At 73.7% G+C, this 17,333-nt stretch carries 23 protein-coding genes; 7 read left to right on the top strand and 16 right to left on the bottom strand.

Translation table 11 applies throughout. The annotated features are described in order from the left end of the window. Window positions 1-31: 31 nt before the first annotated feature. On the top strand, window positions 32-790 hold the full coding sequence (locus IF27_RS30955) for an ABC transporter permease (RefSeq protein ID WP_052849142.1): 759 nt from the start codon (window positions 32-34) through the stop codon (window positions 788-790). A gap of 63 nt (window positions 791-853) precedes the next feature. On the opposite strand, the gene IF27_RS10215 is transcribed toward IF27_RS30955, so the two are convergent. From IF27_RS10215 to IF27_RS10195, 6 genes are all read right to left on the bottom strand, one after another. Next, a complete protein-coding gene (locus IF27_RS10215) occupies window positions 854-1,948 on the bottom strand; it encodes a methyltransferase domain-containing protein (protein WP_338058204.1) in 1,095 nt (364 codons plus the stop codon). A 68-nt stretch (window positions 1,949-2,016) separates the two neighbouring features. Beyond that, window positions 2,017-2,238 (bottom strand): hypothetical protein, encoded by a 222-nt coding sequence (locus IF27_RS30950; RefSeq protein ID WP_190232907.1) that lies wholly within the window; start codon window positions 2,236-2,238, stop codon window positions 2,017-2,019. A gap of 27 nt (window positions 2,239-2,265) precedes the next feature. Beyond that, a complete protein-coding gene (locus IF27_RS10210; protein ID WP_052849343.1) occupies window positions 2,266-3,093 on the bottom strand; it encodes a helix-turn-helix domain-containing protein in 828 nt (275 codons plus the stop codon). Continuing rightward, entirely contained in the window at window positions 3,090-3,614 is a 525-nt protein-coding gene (locus tag IF27_RS10205; RefSeq protein ID WP_052849141.1) for a DUF6879 family protein, read from the bottom strand. Before IF27_RS10205 ends, IF27_RS10210 begins: the two co-directional genes overlap by 4 nt. Further along, window positions 3,598-3,801, bottom strand: coding sequence for a hypothetical protein (locus tag IF27_RS10200; RefSeq protein WP_052849140.1), 204 nt, complete (start codon window positions 3,799-3,801; stop codon window positions 3,598-3,600). Before IF27_RS10200 ends, IF27_RS10205 begins: the two co-directional genes overlap by 17 nt. Window positions 3,802-3,926: 125 nt before the next feature. After that, the gene (locus IF27_RS10195) at window positions 3,927-4,553 is read right to left on the bottom strand and encodes a response regulator (RefSeq protein ID WP_110945762.1); all 627 of its coding nucleotides are present in this window, start codon (window positions 4,551-4,553) and stop codon (window positions 3,927-3,929) included. Between the two features lie 289 nt (window positions 4,554-4,842). On the opposite strand from IF27_RS10195, the gene IF27_RS32025 reads away from it, so the two are divergent. Further along, window positions 4,843-5,358, top strand: coding sequence for a GNAT family N-acetyltransferase (locus tag IF27_RS32025; RefSeq protein WP_420821995.1), 516 nt, complete (start codon window positions 4,843-4,845; stop codon window positions 5,356-5,358). Here IF27_RS32025 and IF27_RS10185 read toward each other — a convergent pair. Continuing rightward, the gene (locus tag IF27_RS10185; protein WP_052849137.1) at window positions 5,274-6,815 is read right to left on the bottom strand and encodes a sensor histidine kinase; all 1,542 of its coding nucleotides are present in this window, start codon (window positions 6,813-6,815) and stop codon (window positions 5,274-5,276) included. The two genes, IF27_RS32025 and IF27_RS10185, sit on opposite strands and share 85 nt — an antisense overlap. 88 nt (window positions 6,816-6,903) lie before the next feature. Here IF27_RS10185 and IF27_RS10180 point away from each other — a divergent pair, with 88 nt between their 5' ends. Next, on the top strand, window positions 6,904-7,833 hold the full coding sequence (locus tag IF27_RS10180) for a helix-turn-helix domain-containing protein (RefSeq protein ID WP_052849136.1): 930 nt from the start codon (window positions 6,904-6,906) through the stop codon (window positions 7,831-7,833). Between the two features lie 11 nt (window positions 7,834-7,844). On the opposite strand, the gene IF27_RS10175 is transcribed toward IF27_RS10180, so the two are convergent. The 3 genes from IF27_RS10175 to IF27_RS10165 form a co-directional block, all read right to left on the bottom strand. Then, window positions 7,845-8,495 carry an NAD(P)H-binding protein gene (locus tag IF27_RS10175; RefSeq protein WP_052849135.1) on the bottom strand — a complete coding sequence of 217 codons (651 nt, stop codon included), beginning with the start codon at window positions 8,493-8,495 and terminating at the stop codon, window positions 7,845-7,847. Window positions 8,496-8,572: 77 nt separating this feature from the next. Further along, window positions 8,573-9,202 (bottom strand): TetR/AcrR family transcriptional regulator, encoded by a 630-nt coding sequence (locus IF27_RS10170; protein ID WP_052849134.1) that lies wholly within the window; start codon window positions 9,200-9,202, stop codon window positions 8,573-8,575. Between the two features lie 55 nt (window positions 9,203-9,257). After that, window positions 9,258-9,695, bottom strand: a complete 438-nt coding sequence (locus tag IF27_RS10165) for a hypothetical protein (RefSeq protein WP_052849133.1) — start codon at window positions 9,693-9,695, stop codon at window positions 9,258-9,260. 273 nt (window positions 9,696-9,968) lie between these two features. Between IF27_RS10165 and IF27_RS10160 the strand changes: the two genes are divergently transcribed. Continuing rightward, window positions 9,969-10,730 (top strand): hypothetical protein, encoded by a 762-nt coding sequence (locus tag IF27_RS10160; RefSeq protein ID WP_223290988.1) that lies wholly within the window; start codon window positions 9,969-9,971, stop codon window positions 10,728-10,730. A gap of 48 nt (window positions 10,731-10,778) precedes the next feature. Continuing rightward, complete coding sequence (locus IF27_RS10155) at window positions 10,779-11,246, top strand: GNAT family N-acetyltransferase (RefSeq protein ID WP_190232894.1); 468 nt, start codon at window positions 10,779-10,781, stop codon at window positions 11,244-11,246. A gap of 18 nt (window positions 11,247-11,264) precedes the next feature. On the opposite strand, the gene IF27_RS10150 is transcribed toward IF27_RS10155, so the two are convergent. Both IF27_RS10150 and IF27_RS10145 read right to left on the bottom strand, forming a co-directional pair. Next, window positions 11,265-11,585 (bottom strand): DMT family transporter, encoded by a 321-nt coding sequence (locus IF27_RS10150; protein WP_052849131.1) that lies wholly within the window; start codon window positions 11,583-11,585, stop codon window positions 11,265-11,267. A gap of 68 nt (window positions 11,586-11,653) precedes the next feature. Beyond that, the gene (locus IF27_RS10145; protein ID WP_052849130.1) at window positions 11,654-12,013 is read right to left on the bottom strand and encodes a DMT family transporter; all 360 of its coding nucleotides are present in this window, start codon (window positions 12,011-12,013) and stop codon (window positions 11,654-11,656) included. A gap of 111 nt (window positions 12,014-12,124) precedes the next feature. On the opposite strand from IF27_RS10145, the gene IF27_RS10140 reads away from it, so the two are divergent. Next, window positions 12,125-12,604 carry a MarR family winged helix-turn-helix transcriptional regulator gene (locus IF27_RS10140; protein ID WP_052849129.1) on the top strand — a complete coding sequence of 160 codons (480 nt, stop codon included), beginning with the start codon at window positions 12,125-12,127 and terminating at the stop codon, window positions 12,602-12,604. 60 nt (window positions 12,605-12,664) lie between these two features. Here IF27_RS10140 and IF27_RS10135 read toward each other — a convergent pair whose 3' ends face one another. From IF27_RS10135 to IF27_RS10120, 4 genes are read right to left on the bottom strand one after another with little or no spacing between them, the layout of a single operon-like run. Then, on the bottom strand, window positions 12,665-13,642 hold the full coding sequence (locus IF27_RS10135; protein WP_052849128.1) for an ABC transporter substrate-binding protein: 978 nt from the start codon (window positions 13,640-13,642) through the stop codon (window positions 12,665-12,667). Further along, complete coding sequence (locus IF27_RS10130; protein WP_052849127.1) at window positions 13,639-14,484, bottom strand: ABC transporter ATP-binding protein; 846 nt, start codon at window positions 14,482-14,484, stop codon at window positions 13,639-13,641. Before IF27_RS10130 ends, IF27_RS10135 begins: the two co-directional genes overlap by 4 nt. Next, on the bottom strand, window positions 14,481-15,557 hold the full coding sequence (locus tag IF27_RS10125; protein ID WP_052849126.1) for a FecCD family ABC transporter permease: 1,077 nt from the start codon (window positions 15,555-15,557) through the stop codon (window positions 14,481-14,483). Before IF27_RS10125 ends, IF27_RS10130 begins: the two co-directional genes overlap by 4 nt. Continuing rightward, window positions 15,554-16,582, bottom strand: a complete 1,029-nt coding sequence (locus IF27_RS10120; protein ID WP_052849125.1) for a FecCD family ABC transporter permease — start codon at window positions 16,580-16,582, stop codon at window positions 15,554-15,556. The genes IF27_RS10125 and IF27_RS10120 overlap by 4 nt, the downstream gene beginning before the upstream one ends. A gap of 108 nt (window positions 16,583-16,690) precedes the next feature. On the opposite strand from IF27_RS10120, the gene IF27_RS10115 reads away from it, so the two are divergent. Beyond that, on the top strand, window positions 16,691-17,329 hold the full coding sequence (locus tag IF27_RS10115; RefSeq protein ID WP_052849124.1) for an HAD family hydrolase: 639 nt from the start codon (window positions 16,691-16,693) through the stop codon (window positions 17,327-17,329). Window positions 17,330-17,333 lie beyond the last annotated feature (4 nt).

Genomic DNA, 17,333 nt, shown 5'->3' with positions numbered 1-17,333 from the left:
GCCAGGGAACGGAAAGGTGCGGGGAGAAGAGATGGCGACGGGTGCGGAGCTGTCCCCCTGGCGGGGGACGCTGGGTGCGGAGTGGATCAAGTTCTGGTCGGTGCGTTCGACCTGGTGGTCGGTGGCGAGCGCGGTGGGGCTGATGGCGTTCTCGTCGATGGTGCTGGGGATCGACTTCTCCGGTGACGTGGAGGCGGGCGAGTCGGCCGACGGGCCGACGATGGGGCGGGGCGAGCCCGCCACCGAGTCGGTGGTCGTGGCGCAGTTCGGCATCGTCGCGCTGGCGATGCTGCTGATGACCGCGGAGTTCGCGACGGGCGCGATGCGCGTGACGCTGACGGCGGACCCGTCGCGGGGGCGTGTGCTGCTGGCCAAGACGGCGGTCGTGGGGGCGGTCTCGGCGGTGCTGGGCGTGGTCCTGGCGGTCGTGGGCGTCGCGGCGGGGGCGGTGGCCCTGGGCGACCAGGGGACGGGCGGCGCGGGGTCGTTGCTGCGGGACGGCCTGGCCATCACGGTGTACGTGGCGCTGACGGCCGTGATCACGGTCGGGGTCGGGGCGTGGGTGCGCAGCACGGCGGGGACGATGGGGGTCGTCCTGAGTGTGATGGTCGCGCTGCCGCTGATCATGACGACGACCGGGTCCGAGTACCTGCCGGGGCGGGCCGGGATGATCCTGCTGTCCGGCGAGGACGACGTGCTGCACCCGGTGGTGGCGGGGGTGGTGCTGGCGGCGTGGGCGGTGATCGCGCAGGTCGTGGGCTGGGTGGCGCTGCGGCGCCGGGACGTCTAGCGACGCCGGGCGGGGCGCGGTCGCCGTACCTCCGGTACGCGACCACGCCCCGCCGGTCCGGCGTCAGGCCCGGACGGGGACGGGGTGGGAGGGCTCGTCGAGCCACACGGTGTGGTTCCCGTCGGCCAGGGAGAGCCCGAAGCGCTCGAACCCGGGCCCGCCCTGGGTGTCCCACCAGTGCCAGGACGCCTCCAACTCGCCCCAGAGGGATCGCGGTCCGCCCTGCGTCACCGCGAACTCGGTCCGCTCCCCGGCCCAGGCGGCCACCGCCCAGGAGGTCAGCCCCGTGTCGAACAGCCACAGCCGGTAGGCGCCGTCCTGTCCCGGCTCGACCCGGCAGAACAGGTCGGGGACCTGAACACCGATGGCGAACATGTGGATCCAGTCCCCCACGTCGTCAGGGGACAGCGCCGTCCTGCTCCTGCGTCCGCCGCCGGGCTGTTCCGCGCCGGTCGGAGGAAGCCGCTTGCGCTGGTCCCGCAGCCGCATGAACGCCGACGAGCCGACGAAGCGCCCGGAAGCCGTGCCGTCCCCGGCCACCGTGAGCCTGGCCACGGCTTCCCCGCCGTAGGTGGGCCCCCAGGGGGTCACGACGACGCCTCCGGGCCGGGTCTGGGTGATCCATGCCTCCGGCACACGGCCGACGGAGCACGTGGCGATGACGCGGTCGTACGCGGCTCCTTCCGGATGCCCGCCCGCGCCGTCGCCGAGGTGGGTGAGCGGCGTGCACCCCGCGGCGTGGAGGCGTGTGCGTGCCTGACGCGCGGTGGTCGCGTCCACCTCGACGGAGACGACGTTCGCGGACCCCAGGCGGTGACACAGCAGCGCGGTGTTCCAGCCGGTGCCTGTACCGATTTCCAGCACACGGTCCCCCGGCCGGACGTCGAGCGCGCCGAGCATGGTGAACACCATCGTCGGCATGGAGCTGGAGCAGGTCGGTGCCCGTCCGGTGTTGGGCCCGGTATGGCGGCCGTCGTCCCACTGCGTCGTGATCGGCGCGTCACGATGAACCGCTTCCCACCACAGGTCGGGATCTTCCGTGCGGAGGACGCGCGCGCTCTGGCGGTTTCCTCCCGCGCGTCCCGGCCATATCGCGTCCGGCATGAACTGGTGCCTGGGCATTGCCTCGTAGGCGGGCAGCCAATCCTCCGTGAGCACACCTCGCTTCCTCAGGGAGGAGGCGAGCCTTTCGGGGCCCGCCTCTTCGGTGGAGACGCCGGGCGTGGTCATTTCTTGCCGTCCGCGGGATTCTGGCCGTCGTTGGTGTTGCCGCCCTCGTCGGAGCCACCACCGCCGTGTTTGTTGCCGCTGTTGCTGTCGTCCTGCGGGTTTCCGCCGTCCGTCGCCGAGAGCTGCCACCGTGCGCGCATTCGGGATACCTCCGTCGGGTGAGGTTCTTGCCGGTCCATGTCGCCGTGAACCAGCGGTCGGTTGACCTTCTGCGTCACCAGCGTAGGAACGGCCGCGGGACGCCCCTAGCCGATTCTTCGTTCGCGCAAGAAGTCGTCCCGTATGCCGCCCACCATGTCGCGCATCTCGTCGCCGAAAACGCTGACGTGCGTGAAACGCTCGAACTTATCCCGGTACAGATCGATGTCGCGTGGTTCCCGGGTCGTGATCTCGGCGTGAGGAATCTCCACGATGACCAGCCGCTCGTCGTAGACCGCGAAGGCGGATGTGGGTACCTCGTGCATACAGGCGGACAGTGGAACGATGCCCATGCGTACGTTCGGCAGGCGCGACAGGGCGATGACACGGTCCAGTTGCATCGCCATTCCGGTGGCCGGGAGCAGGCGCCATCGGAGCACGGACTCGGTCACCAGGAAGTGGAACGACTTGTCCTCGTGGTGGAGCACCTGCTGCCGTTCGATCCTGGCGCCGACCGTCCGTGACAGCATCTCGGGGGTGAGCTGTTTTCCGGCCAGAACGGCGCGTGCGTACTCCGGGGTCTGGGCCAGGCCGGGCACACATGACGGCTGGAAGAGCCGCTGTGTCGTCGTCCCCGCCTCCACAGCGGCAATGGCGTCCTGGTGACGCGCGAATCCCGTGCGGCGGTACAGGCGCCACGCGACTGCTTCCGTGGCCGCTCTGCGGGCGGCCTCCACAAGCTCGGCCCGTGCCTCGCCGGTCACGCCGAGGGCCACCAGGATGCGTTCGACGTCCATGACGGTCGGCGTCGTCCTGCCGGTCTCCACCCGGCTCAGCTTGGACGGAGACATGGCGGCGCCCCGGGCAACTGCCTTGGCCTCCTTGCCGGTGGCCTTGCGCAGCGCCCGGAGCGTCGGGCCGATGCCGTCTCTCATCCGCCGCCGTGCACCGCCCACCACGCGGCGAACGGCACGGCCTCGGCGAGCGCTGCGTCCCGGTGGGCGTGCCACCGTTCCGCGTCCTGTTCGCGCCGCGCTCCCAGGAATTCCCCGGACGCGTTGTACTGCATGCTGATCACGGTGGACTTGTCGAAAGCCCAGAAATCGGGAACGCCGTCGAGGGGGTTCGCACGCCCGGTCACGTCGAGGATGAAGAACTCCTCGCCCGCCGCGGCATTGCGCTGGTAGCCCCAGCCCATCTCGTACCGCAGATAGTCGGTGAGAGGGCGGCGGACGACATGGACGCGGTACATGCGCCTGCCCGCTTCCACGTTCCGGCGGACGGTTCCCACCCAGGGGGCGTTCCTGTGCTGCTCGGGCTGGGCCTCTCCCGCCTTGAACCGCGCGAAGGTCTCCTGCTCGTCCGGAACGGTGTAGACGCTCAGGGTCTCCAGACGGAATGCCTCGCGCTCGAAGGTGGCGAACAAGCTGCCGAATTCCTCAGGAGAGATGGTCACGTGCGGCCTTCCGCAGAAGCGCGAGCGGGATCCTGACCGCCGTCTCGTTCTCCGGGAGCCGCATGGTGGCAAGCGCCTCCGGGGCGTCCACGACGAAACCCTGCACGATCACATCCGGTCCGTCCGTACCCCATAAGGTCGGGCAGGGGCCGGACTCACAATCGCTCGCCCACTTCGTCAGCTTCACCGCATTCCTTTCCCTTGTGTTCCGTCCGATGCTGTCCGACCTGTGCGGTGAACACAAGAAGTCCCCGTTGCGACAACGTGCAATCGGCCGGTGCGCAGGCAGGGGGGCCGTTGCGGGCGGGGGGTTCAGTTCTCGGTGACGATGCCCGCCTTGTGGGCCAGGACGGCGGCCTGGACGCGGTTGCGGACGCCGAGGCCGGTCAGGATGGCCGACACATGGGCCTTCACCGTGCCCTCGACCAGGTGGAGACGGCGGCCGATCTCCGCGTTGGACAGCCCGGCGCCGACCAGGGCCAGGACCTCGCGTTCGCGGGCGGTCAGTGCGGCGACCTGCTCGGCCGCCGTCGCGGTGTCCTGGTGCGGCGCGGTGCGGCCCAGGCGTTCGATGACGCGGCGAGCGACCTTGGGGGACAGGTAGGCGGCGCCGTCCGCCGCCGCGCGGATGCCGGTGAGCAGTTCCCTGGGGTCGCCCGACTTGAGCAGGAAGCCCGTCGCGCCGCCGTCCAGCGCGCGGACGATGTACTCGTCCTCGCCGAAGGTGGTGAGGATGACGACCGCCGTCCCCGGCAGCGCGCGGCGCAGCTCCCGCGTCGCGCTCAGCCCGTCGAGCCGGGGCATCCTGACGTCGAGGACGGCGACGTCGGGGCGGTGCTCGCGGGCCAGTTCGACCGCCTCCCGGCCGTCCCCCGCCTCCGCCACGACCTCGAAGCCCGGCGTCATCTCCAGGATGGCGCGTATGCCCGCGCGGATCATCGGCTCGTCCTCGGCGAGGAGGACCCGTACGGGCCCCTCACGCCTGTCCACCTGCGGCGTCTCGGTCACGGCGCCAGCCTACGGCCCACCGCCCGTGGGGCACCGGGCGGTCGGTCGCCGAAGGTGGGAGGTCGGGCGGGGATCGTGGCCGTCAGGGGTGACGTGCCCACTGGCGGGCAACTCCCCTCTGTTCGTGCGGTGATGAGACCGAAGGAGCGTTGCCCAGCGAGGCGGCGGCAGTCCTCGTTCGCCGTCCTCTCGCGCTGCGCGTCCGGGTACGACGAGCACCGTGACCGGCCGGAGATCACCGCATCCACGCCGCGGCCCGGCTGGACGAACTGCGGGGATCCGCTGGGGTGGAGGCGATCCTGTCGCTCGCGGACAGGGCCGAGGTGGAGGGGCTGTTCGACGGGCAGGTGTGGGTCGCCGACGACGAGGTGACGTGCTCCACGTCGATCCCGCCCGGTACCGCCGCGGCGTCGGACGGCTCCTGTTGCAGCATGCCGTCGCGCACGGCGGAGCCCGCGTGGAGACGGCCGTCCTGGTCGGCAACGACGCGGCTCTCGCCCTCTACCTGGGGGAGGGCTTCACCATCGCCGAGACCCGCGTGGGCCGTCTCGGGGGCAACGAGGCGTTCCCCGCCTCCGGCCGTGTCATCGAGCTGCTGAGGCCGCCGATGGCGGGGAAGGCGGCCGTGCCGCGTGGTCCGTGGGCGGCGGGTCATCCTGCGTCCGCCTCGTCCCGGTCGTGCAGGGGTATGCGGTCCTTGGACGCGAGGCGGCCGTCGCGGAAGCAGAGGCGGTAGACGTGGCTCGGGGAGAAGTTCTCGTCCGCCGCGTAGTACTCGCAGACGGTGCCAGCCGGGGCCGCGGGCTCGCGGTCCGGGCGCTCGCCGTACTGGCCGCTCGGGAGGTCCTGCGCCAGCGCCGACCGTGGCGCGCCGAGGGCGAAGGACGCGTACTCGTCGTCCGAGAGGGTGGGCACGCCCGACACGAAGGTGAAGACGGACGCGGCGAGCGCCAGGGCGCCCACGGTCAGCCCGGCCGTCTTCACGAAGCCGCGGCGCAGGGTGCGGCGGTCCTGGTGCAGCCGTTCCGGGGTGGGCGGGCGGTCCTGCGGCGCGCTGGGCGCGGGCCGGTGCGGCAGCCGGGCCGTGACGAGGAAGCCGCCCGCGCCGTCCGGCTGCGCGTCGAACGTCCCGCCGAGGAGCCGCACGCGTTCCCGCAGGCCGGTCAGGCCGCTGCCGCTGCCGGGGGACGCCGCAGGGGCGTCCCGCGGCGGTTCGCTCGCGACACGGACGAGGGTGACGCCGTCGCCGTGCTCGACGCGCAGGTGGACGGCGGCGCCCGGCGCGTGCTTCGCGGCGTTCGTCAGCGACTCCCGCATCACGCGGTGCAGCGCGTGCGCGGTCATCGGGGACAGGTCGCCCGACTCCCCGGTGTGCTCCAGCGTGACGTCCATGCCCGAGGCGCGGCAGCGCTCGGCCAGGTCCTCCGGCGTCTCGGTGCCGGGGGTGACGGGAGCCGGGCCCGTGTCGTCCTCCCGCAGGACGCCGATGATCTCGTGCAGCCGCTCGGTGGCTGCCCCGGCGCCCGCCCGCAGTTCGGCCGCCCTGGCACGGACCTCCTCGTCGAGGCCCGGCGTCATCTCCAGGACGGCGGCCCGTACCGCGAGCAGCCCCAGGTCGTGGCCGAGGGAGTCGTGCATGTCCTGGGCTATTCGGGCCCGTTCCCGCAGACGGGTCTGCTCGGCGACCATCTGCCGCTCGCGCTCCAGCCGGTCGGCGTGCGCCCACCCCGACTCGTCCAGGACGACGCGCTGGTAGGTGTAGCGGCCGACGAGCCAGGGCAGCACCGCCAGCCCCAGCAGCTCGACGGGTATGAGGGCCAGTGCGCGCGGCGGGTCCGCCTTCAGCAGCGCAGCCCCCACCGCAGGGGCGACGGCGCATGCCACCCACACCGCCGTGCCCGGCCGCCGCCGCGGATGCCGCCCGGCGAGGAAGGCGATCAGGGCCACCACCGCGTAACAGCGGTCGTCCCAGGCGGCCAGGGCCACCGCGACGGCGAACGCGGCGGGCGGCGCGACCTGGTTGACGGCGGCGGCGGCCACCGTGCCGCCGACGAGGGCCAGGAAGTAGTTGCCGTCCTGGGACCAGTCCATGTTGACGCTGAGCATCCCGGCCAGGACGAGGCACCACAGACCGGCCTCGGCGATACGCGAGCGCCGCCGGTCCGTGGGCGTCGCGCCGGGAAGTGCGTCCATGGTGCCCGAGGCTACCCGGCGTCACTGACAGTGACCATGGTGCGGCGGGGTTGAGTCTCCAGCGGCTGGAGACGCCAGGGTGGTCCCCATGAACGGCGAACCGCTCCTGTCCATCGGCGAGCTGGCACGACGCACCGGCCTGTCCGTGCGCACCGTCAGGTTCTGGTCCGACGAGGGGCTCGTGCCGCCCACCGGCCGCAGCCCCGCCGGCTACCGGCTCTACGACACCGCCGCACTCGCGCGGCTCGCCCTGGTCCGCACGCTGCGTGACCTCGGCGTGGACCTGGCGACGACCCGGCGGGTCCTCGCCAGCGAACTGACCGTCCCCGAGGTCGCCGCCGCCCACGCGGACGCCCTCGGTCTCCAGATCCGCACCCTGCGGCTGCGCCGCGCCGCCCTGCGGGCCATCGCCGCCCGGGGCACGACACAGGAGGACATCGACTTCATGCACCGCCTCGCCCAGCTCTCCGACGACCAGCGCCGCGCCCTGGTCCACGACTTCATCGACGCGACCTTCGGCGGCCTCGACGCGAACCCGGAACTGCTCGCGATGATGCGCTCCGCCATGCCCGACCTGCCCGAGGACCCCACGCCGGAACAGGCCGACGCCTGGGTCGAACTGGCCACCCTCACCCAGGACCCCGACTTCCGGGCCGCCGTGCGCCGCATGGCCGAGTACCAGGCCGAGCAGCGCGACCTCGGCGACACGACAGGGCTCCACCACGCCCTGACGGAGACCGTCCGCGAGACGGTCGGCGCGGCCCTGGAGCGCGGCGTCCTGCCGGGCTCGCCCGAGGCCGCGCCGTACGTGGACACGCTCACCGCCCGGTACGCCGAGACGTTCGGCCGCCCCGACGACGCGGCGCTGCGCGACTGGATCGCGGTGCGCGTCGAGACCGGCAACGACCCGCGCGCCGAACGCTACTGGCAGCTTCTCGCCGTCATCAACGGATGGCCGGTGCCGCCGACGCTGACCCCGGTCTTCGCCTGGTTCACGGAGGCGCTGCGCGGCCGGTGACGCGGACGGCCTCAGCGCGCCAGGCGGCGGATGTCCGCGGTGCGGACCACGCGCGGCGGCGGGGGCACGTCACCGCACGCCACGCGCACCAGCGCCGTCGCCAGCTGCCGCACCCCCACGGCGAACGGCGCGAGCAGCAGCCGCCCCGCGGGCCCGGCGCGTTCCGGCAGGACGCCGCCCGGCCGGAAGGCGTAGGGGACGAACCCCTCGTGCTCGCGGGCGACATCGATGAGGTCCCGCTCGGTCCTGCCCTTGAGCAGCCGGGTCGCCTGCCGGACGGGGAGCCGGGCGGACTCCGCGGGGGTGGCGCCCGCACCGCTGACGTAGCAGAACGTGAACTCGCCGGTCAGCCGGGGCACCAGCGCCCGCGCGAAGGCGAGGGTGAACGTGTGGGTGAGCCGCTCGTACGCCACCGGGTCCTTCGCGTCCTGCTCCTTCCCGCCGAGCGCCCACACGCAGGCGCGGTGGTCGGCGAGCCGGTCGAGGAGCGCGTCCTCGTAGTGCGTGAAGTCGCCCATCGTGACGACCGTCAGCTTGTCCGACCGCACGGGGGGCGGGCGGCGGGTCAGGCAGGTCACGCCGGTGACGCCCGGTTCCGCCAGCAGCCGGGCGAGGACGCGTGAGCCGATGAAGCCGGTGGCGCCGGTCAGGACGACCCGCATGGGCGCTCCTCGTCGTCGGGGGCCCGTCCCCAGGTGGGGGCGCGGGTCACCGTACCAAGGGGGCGCCCGCCGGGCCGTCACGCCGTGCCGGTGCCCCAGGCGCGCAGGAACGTGTCGGTGGCGGCGTCCGCGACCGCGCGCAGCTCGTCGTCGCCCACGGGCCGTGTGCCCATCCGGGAGCGCGCCTCCATCGGGCCGACGAGCAGCGCGAGGAACTGCTCGGCCGCCGACGCCGGGTCCCCGGCGCGCAGCCGTCCGGCCAGGGCGAGGCGGGCGAGGCGGTCGGCGAGGGACTCCGTGAGCCGGTGGGCGCCGCTCTCGTTCGCGATGTCGAGGACCTCGGGGAAGTGCGTCACCTCGGCGTACAGCAGGCGGCGCAGGGCGCAGGAGCGCTCGTCGCCGTACAGGACGAGGAGGTGGTGGCCGACGTCGCGGAGCGTCGCGCCCAGGTCGTCGCCCGGGGCGGCGAGCGGGTCGAGCGCGGCGGTCCGCTCGCGCAGCGCCTGCTCGGCGGCGGCGCCGACGGCGTGCCGGAAGAGGGTGGCCTTGTCCTGGAGGTGGTTGTACACGGTCGGCTTGGCGACGCCCGCCTCGTCCGCGATCTCCTGGACGCACGCCTGCGCGTAGCCCTGCCGGGCGAACACGGTGAACGCGCCTTCGAGGATCGCCTTGCGCTTGTCGATGCGCCCGCGTGTCGCGACTGCCATGCGGTCGAGTGTACGCGCGGGTTCAGTCGCCGTACGGGTGCGCGACCGGCCCGGGTCAGGGCACGACGAGGGTGAAGCCGGTACGCCGGGCGTCGCCGTCCGCGTCACGCGTGGCCACCTCGACCTCGCGCGTCCCGTCGCAGGTGGAGGGCGGATCGACGAGCCGCGCGAACACCATCCGCCCGTCTCCTCCGCCGTCGCCTGAGTGGATCGCCGTGACGAGCGGGACGACGGTGTCAGGGGCGATCCCGGCGGCGAGCCGTACGCAGGTGACCGCGGGGCCAGGGGAGTGGACGGCATCGACGTTGCGCCCGCGGACGAGACGGCCGCCGCCGTCCACGACCGCGGCGGCGGTCGCGCTTCCGGCGCGGGCCGTCCCGCCCGGTGGGCCGCCGTCGGGCGAGGCCGCCGCGGCGACGCCCAGCGCGGCGCAGGCGACGAGCGCGGCCGTCCCGGCGGCGAGACGGGAGGGGGCCGTGCGGGGCGTCGGCATGGGGTGGGTCCTTCCGTACGGGACGGGCGTCACGCCTGTGTGTGTCCGACAGGAGGGAGAACGACGCGGCGCCCGCCTGGGGGAACGTTCCGCCCTCACTCCTCGGGGGGACGGGCAGAAAAACGTTTCCGCACGGGCGTGCGGCGGCCTAGCCTCCCGTGCGTGAGGTGAACCCCGCGTGGCCGTCCGGCAGGACCGCCACAGATGCGCTCCCTTTTCTTCGCCGCCGCCCGGTCTCCCCGCGCGGCGGGACTTCCGCATGGAGACCTCACCGTGACGCACTCCCACCTGCCCGCTCCGCCTGCCTCCCTCGCCGCCGTCCTGGAACGCGCCGACGCCGATCCTGGCGTCGCCGGAGTCCTCCTCAGCGGCTCGCGCGCCCACGAGGGCATGGCCACCGTCCACTCGGACGACGACGTGCACGTCGTGACGCACGACGGTGTGCCGTCCTCCTTCGACGGCCTGGACGGCCACCGCTCCCGCGACCTGGACCTCGTCGTCATGCCGCTCTCCGCCTTCCGCGTCCGCGGCCTGCCGGGCGACCCGATGAGCTGGGCCCGCTACGCGTACGTCCACGCCGTCGTGCTGCGTGACCGGCTCGACGGCGGGATCGCCACGCTCCTCGACCGCAAGCGCGCCCTGGACGCCGAGGAGGCGCGCGAGGAGGCGGACGGTCACCTCGACGCCTTCACCAACTCGGCCTACCGGGCGATGAAGAGCGAGCGCGACGGCCGCCCCGAGGCGGCGCGCCTCGACGCCGCCGAGGCCGTGCCGTACGCGCTCGACGCCCTGTTCGCGCTCCACCGGCGCGTGCGTCCCTACAACAAGTTCCTGCGCTGGGAGTTGGAGCACCACCCGCTGGGCGACCCGCTGTGGTCGGCCGACCAGCTCGTGCCGCGCCTGCTCGGGCTCGCCGCCGAGGGCGGGGTCGGCCGCCTGCGCGCGCTCTTCCGTGACGTCGAAAGGACCGCCCGCGCGGCCGGTCATGGCGCGGTTCTCGACGCGTGGGGCGACGACCTGGCGCTCCTGCGCTGACGGACGGCGCGACGGTCACTGTCAGTGGTCGGTGGCAGACTCCGGGGCATGGATGAACGGGTGGGTCTGCGGGACGTCGGACCGGACGACCTTGAGGTGTTCTTCGTGCAGCAGTGCGACGAGGAGGCCGTGCGGCGGTCGCGCTTCCCGTCCCGGGAGCGGGACGCCTTCATGGAGCACTGGACGCACACGATCCTCGGGGACCCGGCGGTCTTCGTGCAGGCCGTCGTCGTGGGCGGGGAGTTGGCGGGCAACGTGGTGGCCTGGTGGAAAGGCGATCGGCGTTTCGTCGGCTACTGGTTCGGTCGGCGGTTCTGGGGGCGCGGCATAGGCACCCGGGCGCTGGGGCTCTTCCTCGAACGGGAACAGGCCCGTCCGCTGTACGCCGACCCTGTGGCGGGGAACGTCGGCTCGGTGCGGTTGCTGGAGAGGCACGGCTTCCGGCGCACCGGGACGGTCCCGCGCCGCGAGGACGAACACCTCGTGCTCGTCCTCGCGGCGGCGGCCGACAGGTGACGGTCTCCCGCACCGGGGTCAGGCCCCCGCGGCCAGGCGCAGGACGACGGCGCCCGCGATGATGGCGGCGAAGGAGACGAGCTTCGGCCTCGTGATCCTCTCCTTGTAGATCAGCGCGCCGAGCAGGACGGTGCCGATCGAGCCGACGCCGGTCCAGAGGGTGTAGCCGACGCCGACGTCGAGGGTGCGCAGCGCCAGGCTCAGCGTGAAGATGCCGCCCGCGGCGGCCAGCACGGTGAACACGGAGGGCCACAGGCGCGTGAATCCTCGGGTGGCGTTGGTGCCGAGTGCGAAGGCGACCTCGAACACGGTGGCGATGAGCAGGTAGATCCAGGGCATGTCGGTGACTCCTCGGTGAGGCCGGGACGGAACGGTCGTTGCGGGGGTGGTGTGGAAGGGGGTGGTGGTCAGGCGGGGAGGTGGGCGGATTCCGTGGTGGCGCGGGGGCTGACGCCGTCGGCGAGCTTCAGGCCGAGCACGCCGCCGATGATCAGGACGAAGGCGAGTGCCTTCGCCGGGGTGATCTCCTCGTCGAACACCACCGAGCTGAAGATCACGGTCCCCACCGAGCCGATGCCGGTCCACACGGTGTAGCCGACGCCGACGTCCAGGGATCTCAGGGCGAGGCCGAGGAAGAAGATCCCGGCCGCCGCGGCGGCGACGGTCAGCAGCGAGGCGCCGAGCACGGTGAATCCGTCGGTGGCGTTGGTCGCCAGCGCGAACACGACTTCGAACACGGCGGCGATGAGGAGGTAGGTCCAGGCCACGGCGGTCTCCTTTAATGTATGTACGTGCAAGTTCTCGAAGAGAATGCATGTGCAAGTAAGCTGGTGTCAAGTCGGCGGCCCCTGGCGCCCGGTCGATCGGAGGAGTGCGCAATGTCATCGCAGATCAGCGGCGTGGGGGAGGCCGTCTCCGACGCGCGGATGTGGGACCGGATGCTGCGTCTGCACACGCATGTCGAGAGCCGGTTGGCGACCGCCCTCCAGCGCCGTCACGGTCTCGGCCTGTCGGAGTACCGCGCGCTGGCCGTCCTCGACCGGGCGCCCGAGGGGGAGCTGCGCATGCAGGAACTCGCCGACGGGCTGGGCCTCAACCAGAGTTCGGTCACCCGCCTGGTCGGCCGTCTGAACGCGGCCGGGTACACCTACCGCGACCCGTGTCCCGACGACAGGCGCGGCGCGTACACCGTCCTCACCGAGGACGGCCGTGTCCGCTGCCACGAGGCCCGCGCCACCTATGACGGGACCCTCGCCACGGCCACGGAGGAGATCGCCGCAGCCGACGCGGCGATCGCCGCGGTCCTCACCACCGCCCGCCGGGCGGTGGAGCCGCCGCCTCGCCCGGGGCCCGGGTGACGCGCGCCGCCCCCGGCGGTGGTGCCGTGCCGGGGGCGGGACGCTGTGCGGGGTGCGGGGTCAGGCGGTCGGGGCGAGGGTCGCCCCGATCTCGTCGAGGATCTGCTCCGCCGCCTCGTAGCCGATGCCGAGGAACCACAGGTCGTCGTCCACCGCGAACGCCCGGTCGTTCTGCACGGCGGTCAGGTCGTCCCACAGCGGGCCGCCCACCGCGGCCTCCTCGCCGGACGCGTCGGCCGAGCCGTAGGACGTGTAGTAGATGACGTCCGCGTCGGCCTGGTCCAGCTGCTCCGGGCTGATCTCGACCGCGAAGCCGTCAGGGGCGTCGTCCGTGATCGCCGGGCGGCCGAGGCCGATGTCCGCCAGGATCGAGCCGATGAAGTTCTCCCGCCCGTACAGGCGGGTGTTGGCGCCCTCCATGAACCGCAGCATGCTCACCTCGGTCCCGGCCGCCGCCTCCGCGCCGCCGAGCGCCTCGGTGACCTGCGCGACGTGCTCGTCGTAGGCGTCCACGACCGCTTGGGCCTCCTCCGCCCTGCCCAGCGCCGCCGCGTGCAGCGTGAAGTTCTCCTTCCACGGCGCGCCGGTCGTCTCGGTGAAGACGGTCGGGGCGATCGCGGACAACTCGTCGTAGAACTCCTCGGCCCGGATCTTGCTGCCGATGATGACGTCGGGCTCCAGCGCGTTGATGGCCTCCAGGTTGGGCTGGCCGATGACGCCGACGCTCTCGATGTCCGCCAGCGCGTCCTGCGGCAGGTAGGCGAGGCCCATGGTGCCGGTGGCGGTCTCGGCGGCGCCGACCGGGGTGATGCCCAGCGTGACGGCGGTGTCCAGCTCGCCCGTGTCGAGGACGACGACCCGCCGGGGGTCGGCCGGGACCTCGACCTCGCCCATCGCCGTGTCCACCGTCGTCGTGCCGCCGCCCCCTTCCGCGCCGCCCGAGCCGGAGTCGTCGTCCGCGTCGGAGCCGCAGGCGCTCAGGGCCAGCGTGCCGGACAGGGCCATGGCCGCGAGAACGGTCAGGCGGGTGCGCTTCATGGGGTGCGTGCCTCTCGTGCTGAAGGGAGGGTGGGAGCGGTGGGAGCGGCCGGTACGACGAGCGGCGAGCCCGTGACCGGATCGGGGACGACCAGCGCGTCGAGGCCGAAGACGTCGCGGACCAGCTCGGCCGTGACGATCTCGCCCGGCCGTCCGCGCGCCACGATCCGGCCGTCCTTCATCGCGACGAGGTGGTCGGCGTACCGGGCGGCCTGGTTCAGGTCGTGCAGGACCGCGACGACCGTGCGCCCCGGCAGGTGCCGGACGAGGTTGAGCACCTCGACCTGGTGGGCGATGTCGAGATAGGTGGTGGGCTCGTCCAGGAGCAGCAGGTCCGTCTCCTGCGCCAGCGCCATGGCGATCCAGACGCGCTGGCGCTGCCCGCCTGACAGCTCGTCCACGGCGCGGTCGGCGAGCGCCGTGACGTCGGTGCGGTCCATCGCCTCCGTCACCGCCCGCTCGTCCGCCTCCGACCACTGCTGCCACCAGCGCTGGTGCGGCTGGCGGCCCCGGGAGACGAGGTCGGCGACGGTGATCGCCTCGGGGGCCGTCGGCGACTGCGGCAGCAGCCCGATCGCCTGGGCGATGCGGCGCGTCGGCAGCGTGGACAGCTCCTGGCCGTCGAGGAGGACCGCGCCGCCGCGCGGCTTCAGCAGCCGCCCGAGGGCCCGCAGCGTCGTGGACTTGCCGCAGGCGTTGGGCCCCACGATGACGGTGACCTGCCCGTCGGGGACGGCGAGGTCGAGGCCGTCCACGATCGGGCGGGCCGCCTCGTCGTAGGAGAGCGTGAGGGCGCGGGCGGTCAGCCTGGCCGTCGCGGGGCCGGTCTCTGCGGGGCTCATGCGCGGCCTCCTGTGCGGTGGGTGACGATCAGCCAGAGCAGGTAAGGGGCGCCCACCGCCGCCGTGACGACGCCCGCGGCCAGCTCGGTCGGCGCGAACAGCGTGCGGGCCAGCACGTCGGCGGTCACGGTGAGGACGGCGCCCGCCAGCGCCGAGCACAGCAGCGGCAGTTGGGCGGTGCGGGTCAGGCGGCGCGCGATCTGCGGGGCGAGCAGGGCGACGAAGTCCACGGGGCCGGCCGCGCCCGTCGCCAGCGCGGCGAGCAGGACGCCCACGGTGGCGAGGCCGAGGCGCGTGCGTCCGAGCCGGACGCCGAGGGCGGTCGCCGTGTCGTCGTCCAGCACCACCGCGCGCTGCGCGCGGGCCGCCCACAGCACGGCGGGCAGCAGGGCGAGCAGGGCCCACGCGAGGGGCTGCGCCTGGTCGTAGCCGCGGCCGTTGAACGAGCCGGTCATCCACACCGTCGCCTGCTGCGCGATCTGGTGGTCGCCCTTGGTCAGGAACAGCTGGGTCACCGAGCGCAGCGCGACGGCGATGCCGATGCCGATGAGGACGAAACGGCCCGCGTGCAGGCCGCCGCGCCAGGCGAAGAGGTACACCAGCGCGGCAGCGGCCAGGCCGCCGGTGACGGACAGGTAGGGGAGGGCGGCGGCGGACGTGAGGCCGTAGGTCATCGCCGTGACGGTCACGGCCGCCGCGCCGTGCGTGACGCCGATGACGTCGGGGCTGGCCAGCGGGTTGCGCGCCACGGCCTGGATCAGCGCGCCCGCGACGCCGAGCGCGGCGCCGACGAGCAGGGCGAGCGTCAGGCGCGGCAGCCGCAGGACGCCGACGACGAACTCGGCGTCGGACGGGCGGCCGAACACGGCGCGCAGCGCCTGATCGGGGGCCACCGTCGTCTCGCCCAGGCACAGCGCCGCGAGGCACGCGCAGGACAGCAGCGCCAGCAGGATCAGCGCGACGACGCCCGCGCGCCGGTGGAGGAGGAACGAGGCGCGGCGCCGCCGTGCCAGCCCGTACCCGGCGGGGCGTGCGCGGCGCGGGGGAGCGTCCCGCGGTTCGGTGACCGTCACGCCGTCACCGCCGAGCGCCGCACCAGGACGATGAGGAACGGCACCCCGACGAGCGCCGTCATCACGCCCGCGGGTATCTCGGACGGCGGGAACACCAGCCGTCCCACCACGTCGGAGACCAGCAGCACCACGGGGCCGAGCAGCGCCGCCATCGGCAGCAGCCACCGGTGCGCGCCGCCCACCAGGGCCCGCGCGAGGTGCGGGACGGCGAGGCCGACGAACGCTATCGGGCCGGTCGCCGCCACGCCCGCGCCGGTCAGCACGGCGGCGCCGAGGCCACCGGTGACGCGCACCAGCGCGACGTTCTGCCCCAGGCCACGCGCCACGTCGTCACCGAGGGCCAGCGCGTCCATGCCGCGTGCGGCGGCGACGACGAGGAGGAGCCCGGCGAGCAGGAACGGCCATATCTGCCCGGCTATCTCCGCGTCCCGGCCGGTCAGCGACCCGACCTGCCAGAACCTGAACTCGTCCAGGGCCGCCCCACGCGTCGTCAGGATGCCCGCGACGACGGACGCCAGGAGCGCGTTGATCGCCGCCCCGGCCAGCGCGAGCTTCACGGGTGTCGCGCCGCCCCGGCCGCGCGCCGCCACCGCGTACACCACGACGGCCGCCGCCCCCGCCCCGGCGAAGGCGAACCACACGTAGCCCGCGAGCGAATGCGCGCCCGCGAACGCGATCCCGACGACGACGGCGAGCGCCGCGCCCTGGCTGACGCCGAGGATGCCGGGCTCGGCGATCGGATTGCGGGTCAGGCCCTGCATCACGACACCGGCCATGCCCAGCGCGGCGCCGACCATGAGGCCGAGCACGGTGCGGGGCAGGCGCAGTTCGCGGACGACCTCGGCGTCCGGGGTGTGCGCGTCCTGGCCGCTGGCGAACAGGGCGCGCAGGACCTCGTCGGGCGGCACGGAACGGCTGCCGAGGGCGAGGCTCAGGAGCGCCGCCAGCCCGACGACGACGCCGCCCGCCGCGAGCCGCCCCCAGGGCAGCCGTCGCGTGGGCGGGCGTGTCGCGGGCTGTCGCATGGTGTCCTCGGGTGGAGCGGGTCGTACGGGTGCGGGTACGGCGGGCCGGGGCCCGGGTCAGGTTAGGCGAGCCTAAGTGTACGGGTGGGGTCGGGGGAGAATGGCCCCATGGTTCACTTCTCCGGCCCTTCGCACCCGTTCACCGTCGGCTTCGACCTGGACATGACGCTCGTGGACTCACGGCCCGGTATCCGCGCGGCCTACGTGGCGCTCGCGGCGGAGACCGGCGCCGTCATCGACGCGGATCTCGTCGTCAGCAGGCTCGGGCCGCCGGTGGAGCAGGAGATGGCCCACTGGTTCCCCGCCGCGCTGGTCCAGGAGATGAGCGACCGCTACCGCGCGCTGTACCCCCGCCATGCCGTGGAGGGCACGTTCCTGCTGCCCGGCGCGGCGGAGGCCATGGCGGCGGTGCAGGGCGGCGGCGGGCGGGCGATGATCGTGACGGCCAAGCACACGCCCAACGCCCGCCTGCACATGGACCACCTGGGGCTGCGGCCCGACGTCCTGATCGGCGACCTGTGGGCGGAGGGCAAGGCGGTGGCGCTGCGCGAGCACGGCGCGGGCGTGTACGTCGGCGACCACGTGGGGGACGTGCGGGCGGCGGACGCGGCCGGGGCGCTGTCCGTCTCGGTGGTGACCGGGCCGTGCGACGAGGCGGAGTTGCGGGCCGCCGGGACGTCGGTGGTGCTGCCCGACCTGCTCGCGTTCCCCGTGTGGCTGGAGGGCCACCTGGCCGGGCGCGGCTGAGGGG

The sequence above is a fragment of the Streptomyces avicenniae genome (assembly GCF_000719135.1).
Lineage (GTDB): Bacteria > Actinomycetota > Actinomycetes > Streptomycetales > Streptomycetaceae > Streptomyces > Streptomyces avicenniae.
This window is presented reverse-complemented; position numbering and strand designations above follow the sequence as displayed.